At 42.1% G+C, this 24,766-nt stretch carries 25 protein-coding genes; 11 read left to right on the top strand and 14 right to left on the bottom strand.

Features of this window, described 5'->3' with window-relative positions; genetic code table 11:
- The first annotated feature begins 102 nt into the window (after positions 1 to 102).
- From BKK52_RS13645 to BKK52_RS04525, 3 genes are read left to right on the top strand one after another with little or no spacing between them, the layout of a single operon-like run.
- The gene (locus tag BKK52_RS13645; RefSeq protein ID WP_165688440.1) at positions 103 to 276 is read left to right on the top strand and encodes a hypothetical protein; all 174 of its coding nucleotides are present in this window, start codon (positions 103 to 105) and stop codon (positions 274 to 276) included.
- A complete protein-coding gene (locus BKK52_RS04530) occupies positions 269 to 553 on the top strand; it encodes a type II toxin-antitoxin system RelE/ParE family toxin (RefSeq protein WP_077420196.1) in 285 nt (94 codons plus the stop codon). Before BKK52_RS13645 ends, BKK52_RS04530 begins: the two co-directional genes overlap by 8 nt.
- The gene (locus tag BKK52_RS04525) at positions 553 to 1,995 is read left to right on the top strand and encodes a YcjX family GTP-binding protein (RefSeq protein WP_077420195.1); all 1,443 of its coding nucleotides are present in this window, start codon (positions 553 to 555) and stop codon (positions 1,993 to 1,995) included. Before BKK52_RS04530 ends, BKK52_RS04525 begins: the two co-directional genes overlap by 1 nt.
- 1 nt (position 1,996) lies before the next feature.
- Here the strand turns inward: BKK52_RS04525 and BKK52_RS04520 are convergent, their stop codons facing one another.
- Positions 1,997 to 2,878, bottom strand: a complete 882-nt coding sequence (locus BKK52_RS04520; protein ID WP_077478052.1) for a VirK/YbjX family protein — start codon at positions 2,876 to 2,878, stop codon at positions 1,997 to 1,999.
- An 85-nt stretch (positions 2,879 to 2,963) separates the two neighbouring features.
- On the opposite strand from BKK52_RS04520, the gene BKK52_RS04515 reads away from it, so the two are divergent.
- A complete protein-coding gene (locus BKK52_RS04515) occupies positions 2,964 to 4,022 on the top strand; it encodes a TIGR01620 family protein (protein ID WP_077473489.1) in 1,059 nt (352 codons plus the stop codon).
- A 51-nt stretch (positions 4,023 to 4,073) separates the two neighbouring features.
- On the opposite strand, the gene BKK52_RS04510 is transcribed toward BKK52_RS04515, so the two are convergent.
- From BKK52_RS04510 to cls, 5 genes are all read right to left on the bottom strand, one after another.
- Positions 4,074 to 6,242 (bottom strand): TonB-dependent receptor, encoded by a 2,169-nt coding sequence (locus BKK52_RS04510; protein WP_077478050.1) that lies wholly within the window; start codon positions 6,240 to 6,242, stop codon positions 4,074 to 4,076.
- A gap of 37 nt (positions 6,243 to 6,279) precedes the next feature.
- Positions 6,280 to 8,250, bottom strand: a complete 1,971-nt coding sequence (gene fhuB, locus BKK52_RS04505) for a Fe(3+)-hydroxamate ABC transporter permease FhuB (protein WP_077420191.1) — start codon at positions 8,248 to 8,250, stop codon at positions 6,280 to 6,282.
- Positions 8,244 to 9,071, bottom strand: a complete 828-nt coding sequence (locus BKK52_RS04500; RefSeq protein ID WP_077420215.1) for an iron-siderophore ABC transporter substrate-binding protein — start codon at positions 9,069 to 9,071, stop codon at positions 8,244 to 8,246. The genes fhuB and BKK52_RS04500 overlap by 7 nt, the downstream gene beginning before the upstream one ends.
- Positions 9,072 to 9,243: 172 nt before the next feature.
- Entirely contained in the window at positions 9,244 to 10,008 is a 765-nt protein-coding gene (locus tag BKK52_RS04495) for an ABC transporter ATP-binding protein (protein ID WP_077478048.1), read from the bottom strand.
- An 83-nt stretch (positions 10,009 to 10,091) separates the two neighbouring features.
- Positions 10,092 to 11,552: a cardiolipin synthase gene (gene cls, locus BKK52_RS04490; protein ID WP_077473487.1), complete on the bottom strand. Its 1,461-nt coding sequence runs from the start codon at positions 11,550 to 11,552 to the stop codon at positions 10,092 to 10,094.
- An 18-nt stretch (positions 11,553 to 11,570) separates the two neighbouring features.
- Between cls and BKK52_RS04485 the strand changes: the two genes are divergently transcribed.
- From BKK52_RS04485 to BKK52_RS04475, 3 genes are read left to right on the top strand one after another with little or no spacing between them, the layout of a single operon-like run.
- Complete coding sequence (locus BKK52_RS04485; protein WP_077420213.1) at positions 11,571 to 12,251, top strand: TIGR01621 family pseudouridine synthase; 681 nt, start codon at positions 11,571 to 11,573, stop codon at positions 12,249 to 12,251.
- Positions 12,252 to 12,281: 30 nt separating this feature from the next.
- Positions 12,282 to 13,085, top strand: a complete 804-nt coding sequence (gene xthA / locus BKK52_RS04480) for an exodeoxyribonuclease III (RefSeq protein ID WP_077420188.1) — start codon at positions 12,282 to 12,284, stop codon at positions 13,083 to 13,085.
- Between the two features lie 9 nt (positions 13,086 to 13,094).
- A complete protein-coding gene (locus BKK52_RS04475; protein WP_077478046.1) occupies positions 13,095 to 13,868 on the top strand; it encodes a TIGR01619 family protein in 774 nt (257 codons plus the stop codon).
- A gap of 158 nt (positions 13,869 to 14,026) precedes the next feature.
- On the opposite strand, the gene BKK52_RS04470 is transcribed toward BKK52_RS04475, so the two are convergent.
- Positions 14,027 to 14,689, bottom strand: a complete 663-nt coding sequence (locus tag BKK52_RS04470; RefSeq protein ID WP_077420186.1) for a trimeric intracellular cation channel family protein — start codon at positions 14,687 to 14,689, stop codon at positions 14,027 to 14,029.
- Between the two features lie 111 nt (positions 14,690 to 14,800).
- On the opposite strand from BKK52_RS04470, the gene BKK52_RS04465 reads away from it, so the two are divergent.
- Entirely contained in the window at positions 14,801 to 15,601 is an 801-nt protein-coding gene (locus BKK52_RS04465; protein WP_077420185.1) for a hypothetical protein, read from the top strand.
- Positions 15,598 to 16,470, top strand: a complete 873-nt coding sequence (locus BKK52_RS04460) for a DMT family transporter (RefSeq protein ID WP_143531384.1) — start codon at positions 15,598 to 15,600, stop codon at positions 16,468 to 16,470. The genes BKK52_RS04465 and BKK52_RS04460 overlap by 4 nt, the downstream gene beginning before the upstream one ends.
- 383 nt (positions 16,471 to 16,853) lie before the next feature.
- Here the strand turns inward: BKK52_RS04460 and BKK52_RS13755 are convergent, their stop codons facing one another.
- The 6 genes from BKK52_RS13755 to BKK52_RS04435 all read right to left on the bottom strand — a co-directional run bounded on the left by BKK52_RS13755 (position 16,854) and on the right by BKK52_RS04435 (position 22,244).
- Positions 16,854 to 17,102, bottom strand: a complete 249-nt coding sequence (locus tag BKK52_RS13755) for a hypothetical protein (protein ID WP_208606143.1) — start codon at positions 17,100 to 17,102, stop codon at positions 16,854 to 16,856.
- A 36-nt stretch (positions 17,103 to 17,138) separates the two neighbouring features.
- Positions 17,139 to 17,486 carry an NAD(P)H-dependent oxidoreductase gene (locus BKK52_RS13750; protein ID WP_207551792.1) on the bottom strand — a complete coding sequence of 116 codons (348 nt, stop codon included), beginning with the start codon at positions 17,484 to 17,486 and terminating at the stop codon, positions 17,139 to 17,141.
- Positions 17,487 to 17,593: 107 nt separating this feature from the next.
- Positions 17,594 to 18,469, bottom strand: a complete 876-nt coding sequence (locus tag BKK52_RS04450) for an arginase family protein (protein ID WP_077473486.1) — start codon at positions 18,467 to 18,469, stop codon at positions 17,594 to 17,596.
- A gap of 92 nt (positions 18,470 to 18,561) precedes the next feature.
- Positions 18,562 to 19,458 (bottom strand): LysR family transcriptional regulator, encoded by an 897-nt coding sequence (locus BKK52_RS04445; protein ID WP_077421777.1) that lies wholly within the window; start codon positions 19,456 to 19,458, stop codon positions 18,562 to 18,564.
- 125 nt (positions 19,459 to 19,583) lie between these two features.
- Positions 19,584 to 20,543, bottom strand: a complete 960-nt coding sequence (locus BKK52_RS04440) for an AEC family transporter (protein ID WP_077421778.1) — start codon at positions 20,541 to 20,543, stop codon at positions 19,584 to 19,586.
- A gap of 63 nt (positions 20,544 to 20,606) precedes the next feature.
- Entirely contained in the window at positions 20,607 to 22,244 is a 1,638-nt protein-coding gene (locus BKK52_RS04435) for an NAD-dependent malic enzyme (RefSeq protein ID WP_077478042.1), read from the bottom strand.
- A gap of 197 nt (positions 22,245 to 22,441) precedes the next feature.
- On the opposite strand from BKK52_RS04435, the gene BKK52_RS04430 reads away from it, so the two are divergent.
- A complete protein-coding gene (locus tag BKK52_RS04430) occupies positions 22,442 to 22,795 on the top strand; it encodes a helix-turn-helix domain-containing protein (RefSeq protein ID WP_077421406.1) in 354 nt (117 codons plus the stop codon).
- Between the two features lie 230 nt (positions 22,796 to 23,025).
- On the opposite strand, the gene BKK52_RS04425 is transcribed toward BKK52_RS04430, so the two are convergent.
- Entirely contained in the window at positions 23,026 to 23,247 is a 222-nt protein-coding gene (locus tag BKK52_RS04425; RefSeq protein ID WP_077421405.1) for an HP1242/YdcH family protein, read from the bottom strand.
- A gap of 197 nt (positions 23,248 to 23,444) precedes the next feature.
- Between BKK52_RS04425 and serS the strand changes: the two genes are divergently transcribed.
- Positions 23,445 to 24,734 (top strand): serine--tRNA ligase, encoded by a 1,290-nt coding sequence (serS, locus tag BKK52_RS04420; RefSeq protein ID WP_077473483.1) that lies wholly within the window; start codon positions 23,445 to 23,447, stop codon positions 24,732 to 24,734.
- Positions 24,735 to 24,766 lie beyond the last annotated feature (32 nt).

The following is a 24,766-nucleotide window of genomic DNA, read 5'->3' as shown; positions in this document are numbered from 1 at the left end:
AATTATGGGGCAAATTGTAAGGTATATTGCTAAAAATGGCTAGACGTTGCTTTTATCGCACCTGAGGCGTATAGTCGTTTCAATCTGAGATGGGGGAAAAATATGTTAAAAGAAAAAGGTTATGATGAGTTTTTGGCTCAACAGTTAAAAGAAGCGCGTGAAGAAGTTAAAGCGGGGAAAGTGTTAAGTCATGCTGACTCTAAAGCACAAACACTTAAACTATTAGAACGTAAGGCCAGTGAGTTTTCAGCAATGGAAAACAAGATTTATGCCTAAGGTGATTATCACGCAAAAAGCACAGAAACACATTGATGAAATTATTGAGAATGTTGTCGAATATACTCACTCTCTTGAAAGTGGATTAAAATTATTTAATGACTTAAATGATAAAATTTCCCTTATTGGCTTTATGCCGGAAGCGATAGGCCGGTTACGGGAAGATGGAAGTCGAGAGGCTTTTTGTCGAGGCTATCGTATTGTTTATGAAGTCATTAATCATCATGTTTATATTCATTTTGTCATCCACAGTCGCAGAATTTATCCAAGACCCTAATGTTTAATGCTATTCAAAAAGAACTCAACCAAATAATTAACCGCGGATTTGACCGCACTTTACGCCTTGCGGTAACCGGGTTAAGCCGTAGCGGTAAAACCGCTTTTATTACCAGTCTTATTAATCAATTATTATCCGTTAATCAAAGCTCAAGCCGTCATTTACCGCTATTTGAGGCGGCAAGAAACGGCACAATAATTACCGTCAAACGTGTTCCACAACTGGATTTGAGTGTGCCACGTTTTGATTACGAAGCCAATATCAATGCGCTTACCCAACAACCGCCGCAATGGTGCCAATCAACCCGTGGGGTGAGTGAAACCCGTCTTGCTATTCGTTTTCAGCGACAAAGTGGTTTACTTCGCCATGTAAAAGAGCGGGGAACATTGTATTTAGATATTGTGGATTACCCCGGCGAATGGTTGATTGATCTTCCTTTGTTGCATTTGCATTTTGAACAATGGTCGCTCGAACAGGGACTGATTCATCAAGGTATGCGGGCAGAACTTGCCAAACCTTGGTTAGAGGCTGTGAGAAAATTGGATTTAAGTGAGGCTGCTGATGAAGCGGTGTTAGCAGATATCGCTAAAAGTTACACAGACTATCTCTACCAATGTAAAGCACAGGGAATGCAATTTATTCAGCCGGGACGCTTTGTGTTACCAGGGGAATTAGAAGGCGCACCGGCATTACAATTTTTCCCGTTAATTCACCTCACTCCGGGGCAATGGAAAACCCTGAAAAAAGAGGCAAAACCAAACAGTTATTTTGCGGTATTGAATAACCGTTATGATTACTATCGCCATAAAATTGTAAAAGGATTTTACGAAAATTATTTTTCAACCTTTGATCGCCAAGTAATTTTGGCAGATTGCTTAACCCCGCTAAACCATAGCCGACAAGCATTTTTAGAGATGCAGATGGGGTTAAATCAATTATTCAAAAATTTTCATTATGGTAAACGACATTTCCTAAACCGTTTGTTTTCCCCACGCATTGATAAATTAATGTTTATTGCCACAAAGGCAGATCATATCACCACTGACCAAATGCCGAATTTAGTAAGTCTAATGCGACAGTTGGTGCAAGAAGGGGGACGATATGTGGAATTTGAAGGTATTGAAACGGAATATACGGCAATTGCTGCAATTCGTGCGACAAAGCAGGTGATTGTTAATCAAAACGGCAAACAAATTAAAGCTATTCAAGGGGTACGCAGCAAAGATAAACGGTTGACTACGCTTTATCCCGGTACGGTACCGAGTAAATTACCAAGCCCGGAATTTTGGCAAAAAATGCCACCCTTGACGGAAAATGAGGGGAAAATGATGGCATTTGATTTCGACAGCTTTGAGCCGCAACCCCTTGAGCAAGGAGAGACGATCCCCCATTTACGAATGGATGCCGTATTACAGTTTTTGTTAGGCGACAGGTTCGATTAGACTAGGAAAAACGCCTTGCAATTTCATTGGTGAGACGATCGAGCATCTCGTAACGTTTACGATACATTGAACGTTTTTTACTGGCGATTTCCTCTAAAGGTTTATGTTCATTATCAAGCGGGAGTTGCCAATAAGGCGCTTGATAAACCCCTTGGTTTTCTTGCCAGAATTCATCGTAATCGAACAATATTTTGCTGCGGGCTGAAAGACGGTATTTACCTTGAGATTTATGGGGAATGCCAACCAAATCACATTGCCAATGTTTTGCCAATTCACGAAAGACCTGCATTAGCATAAACATTGGGCGAAGGCCGTGTAAATCCTTTGTTGCTTTTTTGATAAGTGCTTGGGCGTTTTCATAATAAGGGCCTTGCATCGAGGCAATCAACAACTTATTGGGCGATAAAAAGGTAAAAGAAGCATCGTAAATCCGCTCGTTATTTTTATTCCTAAGATTGATCGCAAAATAGCCTTCAAAAGGATCAATAAAATTGAGGCTTAAATTCAGGGAAAGATCCTCGGTTAATTGACAAAGTGGGATCACTTGTGCGTTAAGCAAGGTTGAGCAAAACGGAACTCCCCATTTTTCTTCAGCAAGTTGTAAATGTTGTGTAATGGCAGCCAAGCGTTGTGAGGCAGAAAAGCGTTTATCACAATAGGTTGTTAAGAGTGGATTAAAACGATAATAATCTTGCCTGAACAGGGGTTGCCATAAAGGGTTTTTATTGAGGAATTCAATGAGTTGCCGGCATTGCTTTTGGTAAAGGAAGGTGTAGGTATAATAGCGAAATTTCTCACGCAATTGTTTAATTAACGGACGATCCTTAGAATAGGGATACATTTGGACATAAGTCGGGAATGAAATTGGTGTTTGTGTTGTCATGTTTGTATGAATAAATAATCAGGGCAAATATCATCGCACTGCCTCAATGCGATGAAAGAAAATAAGAAATAGGGTGTATTTTATAATGGAAAAGCAAATTTTCAACCAATATGATGAGCCTTCGGCAGAAACTTTCCAGCCAAAACAAGAATTTATTGGTGTGGAAGCCATTGAAGATGAACCTTTAGAGGGGGAGTGGCTTGATGAGCAATTTGAACAGGTGATAAAACCGAAGCCAAAAGGTTGGAAAACGCTGTTGAAATTGACCGCACTTTTATTTGGTGCGGCAATCATTGCGCAGTCCGTGCAGTGGATTTGGGACAGTTTTCAGAACCGGCAATGGATTTATTTTGCCTTTTCTCTCGTGAGTTTGATTGTGGTGCTGTTTGGTATCAAAGAAATGCTGGGGGAATGGCAGCGTTTGGTGCGCTTGAAAAAACGGGAAAGGTTGCAACAACAAAGCCAATTGCTCTGGCAAAAAAGTGAGCTCGGCAATGAAAGTGTTTTTGATAGAGAAGGTGAGGTGGGGAAAAAGCTTTGTTTGGAAATGGCAAAAAGTTTGCAGTTAGATGAGCAATCGCCCGCTATCGTGCAATGGCAACGTTTACTGAATGAGGCTTATTCTGCCCAAGAGGTGGCACAATTATTCAGCCAAAATGTATTGAAACCCTTCGATCAAAAAGCGAAAAAATTGATAAGCCAAATGGCGGCAGAATCTGCCGTGGTGGTGGCAATTAGCCCCCTTTCCTTAGTGGATATGTTTTTTGTAGCGTGGCGAAATATTCGATTAATCAACAAAATTGCTGAAATTTATGGCATTGAGCTAGGCTATTTCGCCCGTATTCGTTTATTGCGTATGGTATTGGTGAATATCGCCTTTGCCGGGGTCACCGAAGTGGTACAAGAGATTGGGATGGATTGGCTTTCACAAGATATTACCGCAAAACTTTCCGCCCGAGCGGCACAAGGTATTGGAGTGGGTTTGCTCACTGCCCGTTTAGGGGTAAAAGCCATGGCGTTTTGCCGCCCCCTTGCTTTTCAACCCGCTGAAAAGCCGAAACTCTCTCATATTCAAAAAGAACTGTTGAGCACAATAAAAGAGGTAGTGTTGAATAAAAAAGTGAGGGAAAAGGAATTGGTTTAAAAATCGAAGGAAAGAAGATAAGTGCGTCAAGATGACGCACTTTTTGTTTTATTAGAAATCAATGGTGGCACTCACTGATAAGGTGCGAGGTGCACCCGAAACTAAATAACCATAACCCGGATGTCCTCCAACGGATTCCCAGTATTTTTTATTGGTTAAATTATCCAAACGGGCTCGCAGGGTAACCGGTGTATCGCCGAATAAAGCAATATAGCGAGCTCCAATATCGACACGTGTCCAATCTTTCGCTTTCAGGGTATTTTGTGCATCGACATAGCTTGAACCGGTGTAGGTAACACGGGATTCAAGGGTTAAGCCCTCAATGGCTTTGACATCATATTCCAATCCTAAATTACCTTGGAATTTTGGTACACCAATGGTGTATTTGCCATCAGTCTCGGAAGAACCGGTATCCCGTTGTTTGGCATGCAAGAATGTCACCCCACCAAGCAAACGCAAGTTAGTTATGATTTGACCATAAATATTGATTTCCGCCCCATCGTGGCGATCTTTACCTTTGGTGGTGTAGTACTTATTGGCGTCTAAATAACCTCGTGGTTTTTCTGTGCTAAAGAGAGAAAGGCTTGCACCGAATCCATTTTGTGATTCATATTTCACGCCAATTTCTTTTTGTTTTGACACATAAGGTTTTTGTGTTTGCCCTTGGTTGATTGCATCATTTGGTGCGGTATCGCCCTGTGAGAGGCTTTCAATATAGTTACCATACACGGAAAATTCCGGTGTAAAACGATAAACCACCCCTACACTAGGGCTAATTCTGGCTTCTTTATAATTAGCGGATTGTACGCCGGTATCGTAGGCAAAATCTTTTGATGACAGTTGTTGCCAACGGGCGCCTAAAGTAACTTGTAATGTTTTATCCAAAAACGATAGCGTATCGCCTAAAGCAACACTGGTAAGCACGACACGATTGGTTAAAGCCGGAGAGTTTAAGTTGTTTCCTCTAAATGCATTGTTAGCATAAGAAATTTCATTAATATAGCGTGGTGAATAAAGATTTGTAGCAAAGGTATTGAAAAAATCCATTACATAGGCATTTTTACGCTTTTCTTGATAATGGTTTGCGCTTAATACCGTTTCGTGACCGACTGAGCCTGTTTCAAAAGAGCCTTTTAATCCGATTTCCCCAGTATGAATAATATTACGGCGTTCATTATCAAAACGATATTCTGTGCCATCACCATTATTGTTACGAACGGTTAGATTAGCCAATACGTTTGATTCTTTTCCATCACGGAAACCATAAGCGGCATAACCGGTTAAGTTCGGTAAAAAATCATATTCGGCACGTAATGTACCAAAAACATCACGTTCTTCAGAGTAAGTCCAATGTTGTCCCCAGTTGCTTGTGGCTTTAGGGGCACTCGGGACTTCGGTGACACCGTCTAACGTTACGCTCGGGCGAGGATTGCTTAAATGGTTTTTCTGATAACCTAAATCGGCAGATACTCGGGCTTTATCGCCTTTCCAGTCTAGCCCTAAATGGAAGACTGTATTACGGGCTTTATCACTATCAATGGCACTTTCTCCCTCTGTATGGGCAGCATTTAAACGTACGCCAAATTCCTTATTGTCTCCAAAACGGCGAGAAATATCTGCTCCAACATTGGTGCGTTCATTGCTTGAAATACCAATATTTAAACGGTTCAGATCTTCCATTCCCGCCCGTTTTGGCATTAATGCAATGGCTCCACCAATAGAGCCGCCACCCGGAGCCATACCATTTAAGAATGCGGAGGCGCCACGTTGGACTTCAACACGTTCAAACATTTCGGAGGCGATATATTGACGGGGTAATAATCCATATAAACCGTTATAGAGAATATCGTCCGAATTTGTAATGAAACCACGCATAAAATAGCTTTCTTGGAAATTACCGAAACCACGGGCAACACGCACATTAGGATCGTTTTTCAATACATCTGCTACACTACGGGCTTGTTTGTCTTGAATAAATTTATTGGTATAACTTGTGGTCGCAAAGGGATTTTCTAAGTTAGCTTTATTGCCTAAAATACCTACACGACTACCGGAAGCCACTTGACCGCTGGCAAATTCCTTTGCCAGCCCTTCTTGTGAAGCATCAGCACTGACTTCAATGACATCCAATTCTTCCACTTTTTGCTCTTCGGCATAAGCAGAATTTACTGCCAAGATGATCGCACTTGTCAGTGCACTATAAACAAAGCTTTTTTTCATTTTTTATCCTTAATTGAAGGTTAGGGTTAATCCATTGTTAGACTTTCCGCATCATCAGCAAAAAGTAAGTTCCCCCCACTAACGTGGCAACTAAGCCTGTGGGGATTTCATAAGGGAATAAAATTTGTCGCCCAATCCAATCGGCAATGAGCATAATGGTGCTGCCAAGGAGGGCGGAAATCAGTAATTGTTGGCGTGCTTTGTGTATGCCTAAAAAATGGGTGAGGTGCGGCACGAGCAAGCCAATAAAGCTGAGTGGACCGATAATCAGCGTGGCAAGTGCGGTCAAAATCGCACTAAAAATAATTAAAATCCAACGGGTTTGAGAAATGTTAAGCCCTAACGCCTGTGCCATAGGGGCTTGCAGGCGGAGCAAATCCAGCCAACGGCTGAAAGCCAAACTGCCGCCTAATAACCCCAACGCCAATAAGCTAAAGGGAATGGCGAGGTCGGCGTCCAAACTTTGGGTTGAGCCGGACGTCCAGCTGATTAATTGGCTTGCACGGGGATCGCCACTGGCGATGGCGAGGCGTTGCAGCGTATCAAATAAGGCGGACAGGCTGATCCCCGTCAGCAACACTTTTTCCGGCAACATTCCATTGCGTTGGTTGATGGCGGCAAGAATGATTAATGCAATCAATGCACCGCCGATACCGGCAAGCCAAAACCACAGGGACGTTTGGGCGGAGAAGGCAAAAAGTAACACTAAAATTCCCATACTTGCCCCGGAAGACACGCCCAATAATTCAGGGCTTGCCATCGGATTAAGGGTTAAACGCTGTAATAATACCCCTGCCACGGAAAGCAAAATGCCGGCACAAATGGCGATCAATATTCGGGGATAACGCAGGGCGAGAATATCCATATTAAAGTCGCTATCGGGGGTAAGAATTTGCCAAGCGTGGCTAGCATTTTTCCCCAAGCCCAGGGCGATCATCAGGCTTATGGCGAAAAAGGCGATAATCATCCAAGTAAAGTGCGGTCGATATTGGCGGACTTTTTGTAATGCCGTGCCGGTTAAACGTCCGCTATGGGGTAATGCACGAAACATTAACCAAAGGAGTAATGGTGTGCCGAGCAATGCTGTTACTGCGCCGGTTGGCAGGCTTATTTGATAATAAAGGCTGATGAGTTGTAAAAATAAATCGGTGATGGCGAGTAATAATGCCCCAAGAAGAACAGAGGCGAGCAGTTGTCGGGTAAGAGTGCGGATGCGAAGTTGGCGAACCATGGTTGATGCCGCTAAACCAATAAAGCCAATCATTCCTACGGCACTGACTACAGCAGCGATCAAATAGGCACTGACTACAATGCCGATAAAACGCAGTTTTCCTACCGGCACACCAAGGCTTGTGGCGTTACTATCATTTAACGCAAGGATAGCAAACGGACGGCGCAATAAAAAAATAATCGAAAAACAGACCGCACTTTGTATTGCCAAAAGTTGACTGTCACGCCAGCTTTCTTGCACAAGCGAGCCTGCCCCCCATTGTGCTAGCCCCCGGGCTTCTTCCGGGTAAAATAACATCATCATTGCGGTGCAAGCCCCAAAATAAAGATTCACCACAAGCCCTGAAAGAATCAGTAATAATGGCGAGAGAGTTTTCCGCATTGCCAGTGCCAGCACAAATGCTAAACTTAATCCGGCACCGACAAGGGCAATGAAACTTGAGCTATATTGCAACAGTTGGGGCGCAAAAATAGCGACAGCAAATAAGCTAAATTGTGCACCGCTATTTATACCTAATGTACTATCGGAAGCCAAAGAGTTGCCCATCACCTGTTGTAATAGTAGGCTGGCAAAAGCCAGTATGCCACCGGCGAGCAAGGCAATGGCAATACGAGGTAGGGTATAGCTTTGTACTAATAATAAATCCAGATTATCGGTAGGTTGAATGAGCGCCCAAATACTGGTATTTTCAGGCAGTTGTAGGGTTAATACGCTAATTAAAAGCCCTAAGAATAATCCGCTTAAAAGGAGAAAGAATAAAGAAGGGCGGGTTACCATTGTTCGCCTCCTTGTAATAATCCATGGGCAAAAATACCGATAAAACGTTGGGCAGAAGGGAGTGCACCGAAAGTCCACACTGCCGGTAAAATCAACGGTGATTTAGCAAGAGGCAGACGTTGCCATAATGTATTGTGGGTGAGGGCAGTCGCAATATGACTAGGATAAGGTTTTATCACCACAAAACGAGTATTTGAAGGCAATTTTGCCAGCTCGGTAATGTCAATATTTTGGAAGCCCCAGTTATTGACTTGAGCGGTATAAGCGTTTTTAAAACCCAGTTGGCGGATAACCTCACCCAATAAACTATTTTCACCATAAATGCGTAAATGGCGGGTATCGATAAATTGCACCAACGCGATAGGGCGATCGGTGAAGGGTTGCAATAGCGGACGATAATGATCGATATCCTTTTGATATTGCGACAATAATTGTTGCGCAGCTTGCGGTTTGCCAATAATATCGCCGATTTTTTGTGTAGCGGCGACCACGTTTTCCCAAGCATTCCCTTCTTTGTAAAAATCCACATTATAAACTTTGCCATAAGGGGCTAATTTTTCATTGAGGGCGGCGTAGAATTGGCTGTGAATAAAGGTTAATGACTTAAAGGAATGAGAAAGGGCGGCAATGCGCTCGGCATTGGGTTGTAAACGAACGCCTAAATCAATGGTATTTTTAGGTAGTTGGGGCTCTATTACCCAAGTTTGATAACTTTTCACATCGCCCACGGCAAGGGGCGGTTGGTCAAGAGCAATGAGGGTTTCGGCAACCGTCCAATCCACTGTGGCATAAGCGGCTTGCGTGTCATAACCGGTTTGCATGGTATAGCCGGCTTGCGGCTCGTCCGCCTGACTTGGCAGACTGAAAAGTGTGGTCACAAAAAACAAGGTTTTTTGAATGTTCGCTTTGCTAACGGCGGCGAAGGCAGAAATTATCAGCTCAGTGATTAGGCATAAAAATAGCCGTGAATTTTTAAGACAACAGGACAACATTTTAATAAAAGCTCACGGGACGATGAGTTTCAGGATGTTCGATAACATTGAGTTCAATGCCGTAAATTTGCTGTAATGAGGCTTTATTGACGATGTCTTGTACATTGCCTTGTGCCAATAATTTTCCGCTGTGCAATGCCACTAAATGATCGCAAAAACGGGCGGCAAGGTTGATGTCGTGAATCACAATCACCACGCCGAGATTTAATTCACGGCTAAGCTGGTGAACCAGTTGCATCACTTCTACTTGATGGGCGATATCCAGTGCCGCGAGGGGTTCGTCAAGCAGTAAAAATTGGCTTTCTTGTGCCAATAGCATCGCAAGCCAAATTCTCGAACGCTCGCCACCGGAAAGGGTATCCACCTGTTGATCGGCAAATGGTGCTGTGTGGGTGAGTTGTAATGCCCGTGCGATAGCCTGTCTATCTGCTTGTGTTTCACGCCCAAATAGCCCATTCCACGCATATCGTCCCATAGCGATCAGTTCTTTTGCTGTCATATTGGTGGCTTGTGGCAAATGTTGCGGTAAATAAGCCACTTGCTTGGCAAAATCCCGGCTCTTCCACTGGTGAATAGAACGATTAGCCAACAATATTTCACCTGAAGAGATTTTTTGTTGACGAGCCATCAGTTTGATTAATGTGGATTTGCCGGAACCATTATGTCCGATTAAGCCATAAACTTTACCGCTTTCAAAGGAAAGGTACGTGGGATGGAGCAAGGTACGCTGAGGAATGGAAAAGGAAACTTGCTGAAGTTGAAACACAATAACTCAAGGGGAAATATTAAATCAAAAAGTTGGTAACATTCTATATGAAAATTATTCTTATTTCAAACTCAGCAGAACCATTATAACAGTGGGCTAAACAAAAAGAACAAACGCTCAATAATGCGATAATAAAAAGGGCGGGAAAGCCATTTTCCGCTGTCGAGCTGCTCGGAATTGGCAATATAGCTTTCGTGTAAAATCGCCACTTCATTGGCAAAGGCTCGATCCTCTACCGCAATTGCCAGTTCAAAATTTAAGAAGAAACTGCGTAAATCCATATTCATTGTGCCGACCAAAGCGAGTTTGTCGTCAATCAGCACGCTTTTGGTGTGCAATAAACCGGTGTTAAATTCATAGATTTTCACCCCGGCAGCGAGGAGATCGTCAAAAAAAGTGCGGCTTGCCCAACCCACCATGAGCGAATCATTTTTCTTCGGCAGAATGATGGAAACGTCCACGCCCCGTAATGCTGCTGTGCGAAGGGCTTCGGCAATGCTGTGGCTTGGCACGAAATAGGGCGAGGTGATGACAATGCTTTCTCGGGCGGCATAAATTGCCAAGGCTAAACTTTGAGGCGCAAGATCATCGGGGAACGCCGGGCCTGTGGCGATCACTTGCACAGAGTGGGTGTCATAATCATCAATGGGTACAATCGGACAGTTGGGCAAAAATAGCGGCAATTCCACGCCGGTTTCAATTTCCCAATCCCAAGCGTGCAGGCTGTTTAACACCGCCGACACCGCACCATTGATCCGTACCATAATATCCACCCAATTTCCCACTTTGCTATCTTGTTTGAAAAAGGCAGGATCGACCATATTCATACTGCCCGTGTAGGAAATTTGATTATCAATGACGATAATTTTTCGGTGCTGGCGTAAATCAATGCGACTGAAAAACATTCGGAATAAATTCACATACAGGGTTTCCACAATTTCAACGCCTTGCTCCCGCAAATCCCGGCAGGCTTTGCTTATCAAAAACGGGCGGCTGCCTACGGAATCCAATAAAATTCGAATTTCCACGCCGCGCTGTTTGGCATCCAACAAGGCTTGGCTGACTTCTTCAATCATGCCTTTATTCGACCAAATATAAAACACCATATTGATAGAATAACGGGCTTGTTGAATATCCTTGATAATACTGTGAACGATAGTTTCAGGAGTATCCAAAATATGCAGTTCATTACCTTTGATACAAGGAATACCAAGACGGCGATAGTTGAGATCAAAGAGCGGTCGATATTGTAAGCTTTTTGGCGTACTCACCAGTGCCGACTGTTGTGATAAATGGGCGAGCCATTTACTGTATTTGGCGTGCAATGCTTGAAAGGCATTCGCCCGTTTTGTTCCCAGTTTCACCTCGCCAAAAATAAAATAGGCAAGCACCCCGACAACCGGTACAAGATAAATCAGCATAAGCCAAGAGAGGGTGGCAGAGGAGGATTGTTTTTTCACCAAAAGACGAAGGGTCACTGAGATAATTGTCAGCCACGCCAACACAGGAATAATATAAACCAGTATAATATGTTCAAAATTCATAAAATTTTAACCGCACTTATGCAATTTGACATTCTTTATCAACATCGTGATTTTATCATTATTTACAAGCCTTGTGGCATCAGCGTGCATAAAGATCGGGAAACTCAGGGGCTAACCACGCAGGTAGCGAATCAACTTGGCGTGCCGCAAGTGTGGTTGATACATCGTTTGGATAAAATCACCTCAGGCTTATTAATTCTTGCCTTAAATGTAGAAAGTGCGTCGGAATTTTCACGACTTTTTGCCGAACATCAGATTCACAAAACCTATCTTGCCTTGAGCCATCAAAAACCGAAAAAGAAACAAGGCTTGATTATCGGCGATATGAAAAAAGCCCGTAACGGTGCGTGGAAACTCTGCCAAAGCAAAGAAAATCCGGCGATTACAAGGTTTGAATCCGTTAGCTGTGAACCCCATTTACGCCTGTTTTTCCTCAGGCCCCAAACGGGCAAAACCCACCAGTTGCGTGTGGCAATGAAAAGTCTTGGCAGCCCGATTTTAGGCGATGATCTTTATGGCAAAAACATAGCTGAAATTGACCGCACTTATCTCCACGCCGCAAGGCTTGAATTTGAATTTTACGGTGAAAAATTTGATGTGAAGGCAATGCCGAAAGAGGGGAAATGGTGGCAAAAAGACAGTGTGAAGATGAAAATAAATGAAAACCCTTTTTTCGGAAAAGGGAAAATCCCTGTATAATACCTACAATTTTTGTAACTAGGAACTGAAATGAAATTTATCTCTTTTAATATTAATGGTTTGCGTGCCCGTCCTCATCAATTGGAGGCGGTGATTGAAAAATATCAACCCGATGTGATTGGTTTACAGGAAATTAAAGTGGCGGATGAGGCTTTTCCTTATGAAATCACGGAAAATTTAGGCTATCACGTTTTCCACCATGGGCAAAAGGGTCATTATGGCGTGGCGTTACTTACCAAACAAGCGCCAAAAGCCGTTCGCCGTGGTTTTCCAACGGATGGTGAAGAGGCACAAAAACGCATTATTATGGCGGATTTGGAAACGGATTTTGGCTTGCTGACAGTGATTAACGGCTATTTCCCACAAGGGGAGAGCCGTAACCACGAAACCAAATTCCCGGCAAAAGAAAAATTTTATGCGGATTTACAGCGTTATTTAGAGCAAGATCACGATAAAGCCAACCCGGTTTTAATTATGGGTGATATGAATATCAGCCCAAGTGATTTGGATATCGGCATTGGAGAAGAAAACCGCAAACGTTGGCTGCGTACCGGAAAATGCTCATTCTTGCCTGAAGAGCGTGAATGGTATCAGCGTTTATATGATTACGGTTTGGAGGATAGCTTCCGCAGATTGAACCCTACCGCAAATGATCAATTCTCGTGGTTTGATTACCGTTCAAAAGGCTTTGATGATAATCGTGGTTTACGTATTGACCATATTTTAGTAAACCATGCCTTAGCAGCGCGTTGTGTTGACGCCGGCATTGCTTTGGATATTCGGGCAATGGAAAAACCTTCTGATCACGCACCGATTTGGGCGGAATTTAAATAGGACAAAAAAATGGATATGGCAAATTGGCAGAATTACCGTTCTATGGTGAATGATATGCCTGCAGTGTTTACCGCAAATATTGAAAACATCGATCAATTTCATGGTAAGAATTGCAATAAAATTGTGCAATTTACCATTAATTATGACAGTGATGAGAGCGGGCTTCCCTCAGAAGGGGAGTATGACAAGCTCATTAATCGTATCTTCAAAACTCTCGCACAATTGACCGCACTTCCAAACGTGTTTTTTGCTGGGCATTTTATTTGTAACGGACAGGCGAAAATACACTTTTATTGCGAACACTCGGAAATCTTGCTTGAAACCTTATCGCAAATCGATTTTGTGGAGGATGTGACGGTTCAGGATGATCCGAATTGGGATATTTACTTTGATTTTCTGCTTGCTTCGCCCCTTGAGATCAAAATGAATGCCACAGAGGAATTGCTGGGTTTATTGCAAAGCAAAGGGCGTGATTTAAGTGATACCTATTTGGTTGAACATAGTTTTCACTTTGACGAGGAACAAAAAATGTTTCCTTTTATGGATGAGCTGAGTTTGGGGGATTATTCCTTTACTACATTGCAATATTCCGCTCAAGCTATCCAATTTCATGAAGATGATGAGCCCTATTATTTGGTCAAACTTGAGCAAGAAATTCCCCTTGATAATGGCGAAATTTTTGAACTGGTGGAAAAGTTTGAAAAGTTGGCACGGCAGTTTATGGGCGATTATATCGGTTGGGAATGCGATAGTTTGATGGATGATAACAAGCAGCTGAATTGATATTTTAAGGTATCCCGCCCTCCACGGCTTGCTTGGATTTCTTCCCCTCTGTCTTAAACGGGCGGGGGGATTAAGGGACATAAGCCATTATTAAATAAACGAAATCCGATTTGTGCAACTGCTATGTAATCCGCACTCTTAATCAATTTTATTTCTCTTCATTTCTTTTTCTTGGGCAATTTATCTTGATGATCGCTTGTCAATTCTTGATAGTTGAACACTGGCAGCCCCCATTCAAAACGAATGGCTAAAATTCGCAGTGTAAAGCTACTGATTAAAGTGATTAACACCGCAAGGGTTTGTTCTATTTGCAAGGCCATCAGTCCGAAATAGGTCAGAGTGGCACAGAGTGAAACACTGGCGTAGAGTTCTTTTTGAAAAACAAGGGGAATACGGTTACAAAGCATATCACGCAATACGCCGCCAAATGCCCCGGTAATACAGCCTGCAATACAAACAATGGTGATACCATGCCCCATATCCATTGCAATCTGGGCGCCAATAATTGAAAACACGACCAAGCCCATGGCATCTAATACCAAGAAAATCATTCGGAAATAACGCATAAAATGATTGATAAAAGGGGCGATATAAACGGTCATCACCGCAGCCCCTGCCACCACCAAAAAATATTCGGGATGTTTTACCCAGCCCAAAGGATAGTGCCCGAGTAACACATCACGCACAGAACCGCCGCCAATGGCGGTGACAGAGGCGATGATAATCACACCGAAAATATCCATTTTTTCCCGACCGGCCGCCAATGCGCCCGTCATTCCCTCGGCGGTGATACCAATGATATATAAAATGCTCAGTAACATTCAGGCTCCTAAAGTGCGGTCGCAAACGAGATTAAATTTGACCTTCATTCTACTTTAAAATAGTCGGGATTTTTAGCATAATGGCGCATTATTTTTTTATCTTTTTTAACCATGTCCGAACAAGCTTCAAAATCTTTTTTAGTGCCGCTTTCAATCCTTGCTGTTGTGATGGTGCTTGCTGTTGATCTTTTCATTTTCTCTTTTCAATCCCAACCTCAAGTGTTGTCGCATTTAGGCTTAACGGTACTTGTCGCCCAGTTAATCTCATTATTGGTGTTTTATAAAGGGGAAATTTGCCCGGGGCAGCGTGGACGACTAATTAAAGTCAATTTGGCTTTTGCTTTATATTGGATTGTCTGGTTTGTGATGAGCCTGTTATCTCCAGAGCCTACCTTTACCAATGTGCTCTGTCTATGTGGGCTTTCTATTGTCTATTTTATTTGGAAACAGCCCAAAGAAGAAAAACTGCGTAATAGTTTTTTATTGATGGCGGCATTAGTTGGCGGTTTGGGGGGACTGGCGGGGTTCATGTCGCTCAGCCTGCTTCCGTTGTCCGATTTTGCCGAATATAACCCCATAGCCCCGATTTTAGCAGGCGTAATTTTAGCGAATTTATCGCTTCTAATCGCCAAAAGCCGCTTGCAAGGGTTGATTGCTTTATTCCCTTTCGTGATGATGATTTTGCTGATTCTCAATGCGGCTGTGATATTCATTTTTTTGATATTGAACGGCTTGGAAAGTGCGGTCAATTCTGAAGGCGTTTTTGCCTATGCCATCTATTTTATTTGTCATTTAATGATCGCCGCAATTTTAGCCATCCATAGTGTTAAGAAATGGGGGTTAAGTATAAATACATTATTTATTTTGCTTTTCATTGGCGCTTGTTTACCTTTATGGATGCGTTTTGTATGAGTCAAAAAACACATCGTTATGCCGCTGCAATGTTGGTGGTGGGTTGCATTTTGTTCGGTTTGGGCAGCATTATTGTAAAATTTGTCCCCGTGGGTGGCTATGCCATTGCCTTTTGGCGTTTGCTCATCGCCTCAGGCATTTTTTTCCTTTTGATGAAATTAAAACGCCAGAATTTCCCGAAAAGTCGAAAAGCGTTATTTTACAGTGTATTGTCAGGCATTTTCCTCGCTTTTGATCTCGCCTTCTGGCACGAAAGTATTTATGCCGTAGGACCCGGCATTTCCACCTTACTTAACAGCCTTCAAATTTTCTTTTTAGCGGTGATTGGATTTCTTTTCTTTTCCGAACGACAAAGCAAATTGCAGTTATTTAGCCTTGTGTTGGCCGTTGTTGGGGTGGTGTTAATCGCCGGCGAAGAATTACAGCACAATATTGAAGGCATTTACGGTATCATTATTGGCCTGCTTTCTGCGATGATGCTGGCAGGCTCAATGGTAATGGTGAAAAAAGTCCATCAAGAAGAGCCCACCGCTTTATTTCCTTTAATGCTCATCATCAGTTTTAGCGGTGCATTGGTACTGATTGTGCCTTCATTAATTTTTAATGCCGCTCAACTTTACCCAACAAATTGGCAAGATTGGGGCTTAATTATCATTTATGGTGCAGTGATGCAGTGCGTGGCCTGGGCAATGATCGCCTATGCGATCCCTTTACTTTCTCTCGGTTTAACAGGCTTATTATTACTTTCCGAACCTGTTGCCGCCTTAGTGATTGATTATTTTTATTTGGATAAAGTCATCAACCAATGGCAATGGCTTGGCGCTACTTTGACCTTGTTCGCCATTTATCTCGGCTCGGCGAAGCGTTAAAACAAGGCGAAACACCAAAACAAAAGTGCGGTTGATTTTGAGATAGTTTTACGATTTTGTGTAGCAGTTGCACAATGGATAATTTTGTCCACCCCAAACATCCTTTACATTTTCCCTAAGGACATCGTTTACATCGGGTAGGGGAGTTGTGCTATTTTTCGCTCCCTCCGTTTACGGGGGGGAGCTGGGCGTAGCCCTGAGGGGAGGAGGGGAATGAAGTTGCAAAAACTCGGTGAAAAATAACTGCTCTTTCCCCCCTCCGCCTGCGGCACCTCCCGCTGTAAACGGAGGGAGAGAAGATATCCAATAGTTTTGCACAAGTGATACATAATACTGGAAAATACCGAAAATTTTCGCAAAACCAACCGCACTTTAATGTCAAATTATTCCGACAAAAAAACCGGTATTTTCGCTTCAATTTCCGCTAGGGCATTTGCCAATGCTTCTTCGTTATTTACCGCACTGAGGGAGGTGCCTTGTAGGCGAATTATATCAAACTCGTTAAAGCCCATAATTTCGTTGAATACGCCTTTTAAATATTGATAGCTGATATCAAGCGGCGTGTAGCGGTCATTGTTGGTATAAATGGAACCGCTGGATTGCATCATCAGCACTTTACGACCATCATTCATCAAACCCACGGAGCCGCCCGGCACATATTTAAAGGTTTAACGGGCGATCATTACATTGTCTATATAATCTTTCAAACGGGCAGGGATATTGAAATTATGCAACGGCATCGCAATCACAATACGTTTTGCCGATTTGAATTGACGCAATACCGCCGCCATACGCCCCGCCAAGGCTTGCTCCTCCGTCGATAATTCCGCCTGTGCCGCTTGTTTGCGGAACAACTCCAACATTGCCCCATCAAGCGGCGGAATATCCGCTTCATATAAATTCAAAATGTCTAACTGATCCGCCGGTATAAGTGCGGCGAAATGGTTCGCCATTTGCACAGCATAAGCCTGTTGATTGTGTGGTTCGGGGTGGGCATTAATGAGTAAAACTTTCATTTTTATCCTTTTAAATTAAATCAACAAATAGGGGCGAATTGTAGCACAGGGAATAAAATCGCTAAAATTTTAAGGGGAGTTAAAACTCCCCAAAAACGCCTACACTTTTACCTCATTAAAGGTAATGCTGCCAGCATTTTTTTCAGTTTGATCACCTCTCTTGGCATACATTCGGCAATGGTAAGCCCTACCAAATCAGCGGCGTTGGCGATATCGTTGATTATTCTCACCGCTTGTGCAATGCGTAAACCGTTAGGATCCCGTCCCACGGCGGTGAGCAATTCGGTGGGTTCTAGCACGTCTAAATCAAAATGCACCATCACTTTGCGTTTGCCTGTGGCTTTCAGCCAGTCGATAACAGCTTGGCTGTTGTCTGCTACCTGTTCGGGATTAAGGGACGCTATACCTAAGGTTTTTTGCCGTTCGCTGGCTTCATCTTCTGTACGTAGCCCGACAATTAAGGCATTTTTCGGTTCTAAAGTCGCCGGTAATAAGGCGAGCATTTGCTCATAGCCTACACCAAGCAATTTGGCTAACGCCATCGCGTGATAGCCGTTGTAATTATCGCTCGGCACGGTTAAATCTCGGTGTGCATCCAACCAAATCACCGCGACATCATCCTCGTATTTTTTCGCTAAATAGGCAAAAGGCGGCACGCTCACCGAACATTCCCCGCCAAGGGTGACAATGCGATCAGGACGGTGGGTTTCAATGGTTTCCAATGCGAGTTTGAGTTGACGTTTTACTGTTTGATAGGCTTGAATACCGTTTTCTGTGACATTGTCCGCCTCATCAAAAGACATCGAAACCGGCACTGTGGCAGTTGGGCTATTGGTTTGCGGGGCAAGCCAATTAAGCAATTGACTACCGATCGCATAGCCTTGGCAGGCATCTTGATAATTAAGTTCAGGCACTAAAATCGGCATAATATTAAATCCTGCCCCTTGCCATTGGGGAAAAATCAAACGAAGTGTATTATTCATTTTTATTCCTTATAAATTGATAGACTATTTTGATAGGTAGGATTATAGCGATTTAGATTAGATAGAAAAATGGCAGTTTTAATTCATCACTGTTACTTATTTTGTAACAATGAGGTGATCCAGTCGCCAAAGACTTTCACTTTTTGAGCCAAATGCAAACGGCTTGGGTAAAGCAAAGAAAGGGGCTTATCAGGGACAGGAAAATGGGGGAGTAGCGCAATTAAACGTCCATCAGCCAATTTATCTTCCACATAAATTTCCATTGCCTGAATCATTCCCAATCCTTCAACCGCTGCACAAACATAATCTTCTGCACGGGTAATGGCCAATTGCCAATTGGGAATGGGAAGGGTGGTTTTTCCTTGTGGGGTTTGGAAATCCCAATCCAAAAAACGGCGGTTAGGCAGACTAAATGCCACGCCTTGATGTGTTTTCAAATCCTCTAATGTATGCGGTATCCCGAATTTAGCCAAATAAGCCGGGCTTGCACAAGTCAGCATTTTTAAATTACCGACTTTTCGGGCGATATAGTCGGAATCAATCAATTCACCAAGACGTAAAGTGCAATCCACGCCTTCTTTTACCAAATCAATTTGCGAATCATTACTGCTAATGACGATTTTTAGTTGGGGATATTGCCGATAAAAATCCTTGAGAGAGGGAATAATAAGATATTTGGCAAGGGAAGTTGGCATATCCACCCGCAAAATACCGGCAAGCGGTCGGTTGGGCGAAAAATTCTGTAAAGTGTGATCGACCTCCGCCAATAATAATTTACAGCGTTGGTAAAATGCTTCTCCCTCAGGGGTGAGATGAATTTGCCTTGTGGTACGTTGTAATAGGCGGGTATTAAGATGCGCTTCTAATTGTTGAATTCCTTTGGTTACCGCAGGACGGTGCAAATGCAATAATTCTGCGGTTTTGGTGAAACTCCCACATTCGGCAAGTTGCACAAAGATGTTCATTAATTCAAAAAGATTGATCGACATAAGCACTCTGTTTTTGAGCGCTTATTTTAATAAATCGCCTAAAGAAAGACCAAATTATTTTTGGCCGCACTTTGATCTGCTCCCCAAAAACTTGGACACCTAATTTGAGATGTCGATCACTTTATTTATAGAAATTTCAATAATGTTTCTACAATGGGTATCACGATAATAAATAAAAGGGTACTGGTGGTCACAATATTGGTGGCAAATTGTACATCACCTTTTGCTTCATTTGCGAGAATCGGCAATATGGCTAACGCAGGAATAGCAGATTGCACGATGAGTGTTTTTTCTTCCATTAAGGGGAGTGGTAATGCATTTTCCCCAAGGAGAATTAATGTCACCATAATAACTGGCGCAAGGATGAATTTTCCTATAAGCGCAACGACAGTATCTTTATCGAAATTAATACTGTTTAATCCTGCATTACACAGAACAATACCAATGTAAATTAATGAAAGTGGTGTAACGATTGAGCCAATGTAATTTAATGAAGTATGAATAAATGATGGAACAGGAATATCAGCCAATAAAAATACTAATGCAATTAAAAAACCGATAAGTGGTGCTGGCAATAGCTTTTTCCAGTCAATATGTTGTGCTTGTTCAGTCTTTTGGGGTGTGTTGCTATCATGTGCTATTAATATTGCGCCAAATGCCCAAGTTGATATTGTGTTGAGTACATAATAAACGAGAAAATAAGGCATGCTGACATTACCAAATAACGCAATATTTAATGGTAGTCCGATAAAAATTGTATTGGCATTAACAATGGTATTGATAAATACACCTCTACGTCCTCGTCTAATTTTCATTACTTTAACAAGCAGCCAAGCGATAAGGTAACCAAGCACGATCGAGATCGCACCATAAAGTAATCCATCGGATAGTGAGACGAGTTTATCTCGATTTAGATAAGTCAATACTGAATTGAATATTGAAGCCGGAAGGGCAATATTCATAATAAGTTTTGAAATGTTGGAGGCGAAGGTATTTGCAAACCATCCTGCTTTTTGCAAGTAAAAGCCGAGAGCGATAATAAGAACAATGGATACAACACTTTCTATTGTGGTTAAAAACAACATAATTTTATTTCTCTTATAAAATGTAAAATCGCTCGCTTAATTAAAGCGAGCGATCTTTATTTATTAACGATAAACAGGTTGCCACATTGCATCTTGGACTGTTTGTACCCAATTATCGGATTGTTTTGTCGCAACGCCATCTTCAACCGCTTGTTTTGCCACCGCCACAGCAACAGTTGCAGAAGATGCACGTAAATTATCCACAGGTGGAATTAATGATGCGCCTAAATCTTGAGGATTTACTTGGCTTGCTACCGCTTTTGAAGCCGCTAATAACATATTATCTGTTACGTGTTTTGCGCCTGAAACGATAATACCAAGCCCTAATCCCGGATAAAGCAATGCGTTATTTGCTTGTCCGATTTCGTAGTTCACACCTTTGTATTGCACTGGTGGAACAGGAATTCCCACAGAAATTAACGCTTTGCCATCAGACCATTCAATCGCATCATTTGGCATCACTTCAATTTTTTCCGTTGGGTTAGAGATTGGTAATAAAATTGGACGCTCTACGCCAGCACAAAGTGCTTTTACAACTTCTTTATTGAATGCACCGTGATCCGTTGATGTGCCGAGTAAGATGGTTGGTTTGATTTGTTTAATTACTTCTAACAAACGAATTTTACCTCCTTCTTTATTCCAGTTTGCGACTTCAGCAGTAGGGCGGGCATAAGTTTGTTGATAATTTGGTAAGTTCGGCATATCGTTGGTCACTAAACCATTAATATCGATTAGCCAAATGTGTTTTTTCGCATCCTCAGGGCTTAAACCATCACGAACCATCATTGCACAAATTTGATCCGCAATTCCTGTTCCAGCTGTACCTGCACCATAAACCACTAAACGTTGTTCTGCAAAATTTTGTTTGGTGACTTTCAAGGCGGAGAATAATGCAGCCATCACGATAGCCCCTGTACCTTGTACATCATCATTGAAAAGACGATATTTATTGCGATTTGCTTCTAAAATGCGGCGGGCATTTGATGGACCAAAATCTTCAAAGTGCAACAATGCATTTGGAAACATTTCAGTAGCGACTTTCAAATATTCATCAATCATATTATCGTAACGTTCGCCACGAATTCGAGCATGGCGGTTACCAAGATAAGTCGGATCGTTTAATAAATTTTCGTTATTTGTTCCCACATCAAGGTTTACAGCTATCACACGAGAGGGATCGATTCCGGCTGCAGCAGTATAAACAGCAAGTTTGCCTACGGAAATATCCGTACCGTTCACGCCCCAGTCGCCAATACCAAGAATTTCTTCCGCATCAGAAATGACGATTAAATCAACGTCATTTGCACCTAGTCCTAAGGTTTCAAAAGAAGTGCGAATATTTTCAGGATGATTAATATCTAAATAGACCGCGCGTGAACGACGATAATCCCGACTCCATTTTTTGATGGCTTCGCCTACAGTCGGATCATAAACAATCGGAAGCATTTCCGCTAAATGGTCAGTCAATAGTCGGTAATATAAAACTTCATTTCTATTGTGTAATTGATCGAGGAATATATATTTTTCAATGTCTTTTTCATAAGAGGAGAATTGTTGATAAGCACGATTCACTTGCTGTTCTAATGTTTCGATAGCAGCGGGCAAACGACCGATTAAACCGAATTTGTGACGTTCTTCTTGGCTGAAGGCTGTGCCTTTATTAGTTAGAGGATTTTTTAAAATATCAGGTGTAGAAGTCATAAGTAAGTATCCTTTCATTAAGTTGTAAAATTTAAAAACACAGGGAAAATAATTCCCTCTAAAACTACACTTTGATGAAAAGTGTGCCGACTAAGTGTATTACAAGATTGTCAACTTAACAAGTTGGTATATGGTATTTTAAAGTCCTTAATAAAATAAGTTGAATCCCCCACCATTAAAGCCTAATGGAGGGCTGAATGAAACTAAATTTAAACTATAATGAAGTCAATAAACGTATTGGAAAAACGATTGCAAAGTATCGTCAGCAAAGTGGTTTTACTCAGGAACAGGTTGCTGAAATTTTGGAAATTGGTAATGAGGCGGTGTCCCGCATGGAACGAGGCATCATTATTCCAAATGCGGTGAGATTAATTGAATTAGCAGAAATTTTTGGCTGTACAGCCGCAGATTTAATTGGTGAAAGTAGTCCGCGAGCCTCTGATCAGCTACATCACATTCATCGTGTTATGATTGATTTGACTGAATCGGATCGTAATTTAATGATGAATTTTCTGCATTGTTTTTCCGAACGCTTAAAACAGAGCGGATAAATGATATAACAGACAAACAAAAAGTACAGTTAAAGCCGTAGATACTTTTGGTTGTACACAAATAAACTATTTACCAAACATTTGGCACTGAAAATACATGACATACTCTACTAAATTGACTTTTGAATGGTCATAAACCTGCGTTTTTTTCCAATAAAAAATGTAGAAGAGTAATGTTAATCTTCTACATTTTGTATTATCGAGCTTTAAATATAGTTGAGATTAATCAATTATTGTTCTGCCGCTTTCTTTTTCAAGTAAGCATAAAGCTCGTCTTTAATCCGTAATTTTTCTTTTTTCAAGATCTCAATTTCCGTATGAGTAGCGAGCGTAATGTTTTCCTCTTTATTTTTGATATCCTGATCCAAATCATTATGTTTATTAAACAAACGTTCAAAATAGGCATCATGATTCTTAAGTTTAGTGATTAAGTCTCTAAATTCGGGAAACATAGGTAAGCTCCTGTGAAGGGTTAAAAACTGTTCCTACTTTACCTTATTTAGAAAAAATTAATAGAAGCGAATCACAAAAATTTGATGCGGATCACAAAATAAAATCCTGATTCTTGACCGGCTTTTAACTGGTTTATTTGACAAATCCACGCTAGAATAAGGGCATTTTTATTTCAATAAAAAAGTAAGGAAATCCAATGATCGATCCAAATTTACTCCGCAATAATTTGGCGGAAGTGGCAGAAAAATTAAAAATTAAACGTAACTTCATTCTTGACACGGAAAAACTCGCTGAATTGGAAGAGCAACGCAAAGCCCTTCAAGTGAAAACCGAAACCTTGCAGGCGGAACGTAATCTCCGTTCAAAAGCCGTTGGTGCGGCAAAAGCCCGTGGTGAAGACATCGCCCCGTTGCTTGCTGAAGTGGATAATATGGGCGAGCAGTTAAATGAAGCGAAAACCCGGCTTGAAGCGGTGTTGGCGGAAATAAATCAAATCGCCTTAACCATTCCGAACTTACCGGCAGATGAAGTGCCGCTTGGCAAAGATGATACGGAAAACCTTGAAATTTTACGTTGGGGCACGCCAAGAACCTTTGATTTTGAAGTGAAAGATCATGTGACCCTCGGCGAACAGTCCGAAGGATTGGATTTTGCTGCAGGGGCTAAATTAGCGGGGGCCCGTTTTGCGGTGATGAAAGGGCAAATTGCAAAATTACACCGTGCTTTAGCGCAATTTATGTTGGATCTTCACACAGAACAACACGGTTATTTAGAAACTTACGTGCCTTACCTTGTGAATCACGCCACGCTTTATGGTACAGGGCAATTGCCAAAATTCGGTGAAGATCTTTTTCACACCAATGCTTTGGAAGGGGAGCAACCTTACGCTTTAATCCCAACGGCGGAAGTCCCGGTGACGAATTTGGTGCGTGATGTGATTTTAGATGAGGCGGAATTACCCATTAAAATGACGGCGCACACCCCTTGTTTCCGTTCCGAAGCCGGATCTTATGGGCGGGATACCCGTGGTTTAATCCGTATGCACCAGTTTGATAAAGTGGAGATGGTGCAAATTGTGGATTCGGATAAATCTATGGAGGCCCTTGAAGAATTAACCGGTCATGCTGAAAAAGTCTTACAATTGTTGAATTTGCCTTATCGCAAAGTGTTGCTTTGCACCGGTGATATGGGCTTTGGTTCATGCAAAACTTACGATTTAGAGGTTTGGATTCCGGCACAAAATACTTATCGTGAGATTTCATCTTGTTCTAATATGTGGGATTTCCAAGCACGCCGTATGCAGGCACGTTGTAAAGCGAAAGGCGATAAGAAAACCCGTTTGGTTCACACCTTAAATGGTTCAGGTTTGGCGGTTGGGCGTACCTTGGTTGCCGTGCTTGAAAACTATCAGAATGAAGATGGCTCGATTACTGTGCCGGAAGTGTTGCGTTCCTATATGGGCGGGTTAGAGGTTATTGGGAAATAATACCGAGGTAGAAATGAGAAAAGTGCGGTCAA

Source organism: Rodentibacter trehalosifermentans, assembly GCF_002000545.1.
In the GTDB taxonomy this organism is placed as follows: domain Bacteria; phylum Pseudomonadota; class Gammaproteobacteria; order Enterobacterales; family Pasteurellaceae; genus Rodentibacter; species Rodentibacter trehalosifermentans.
Note: the sequence above shows the minus strand (reverse complement) of the source record. Positions and strands in the feature narration are given on the sequence as shown.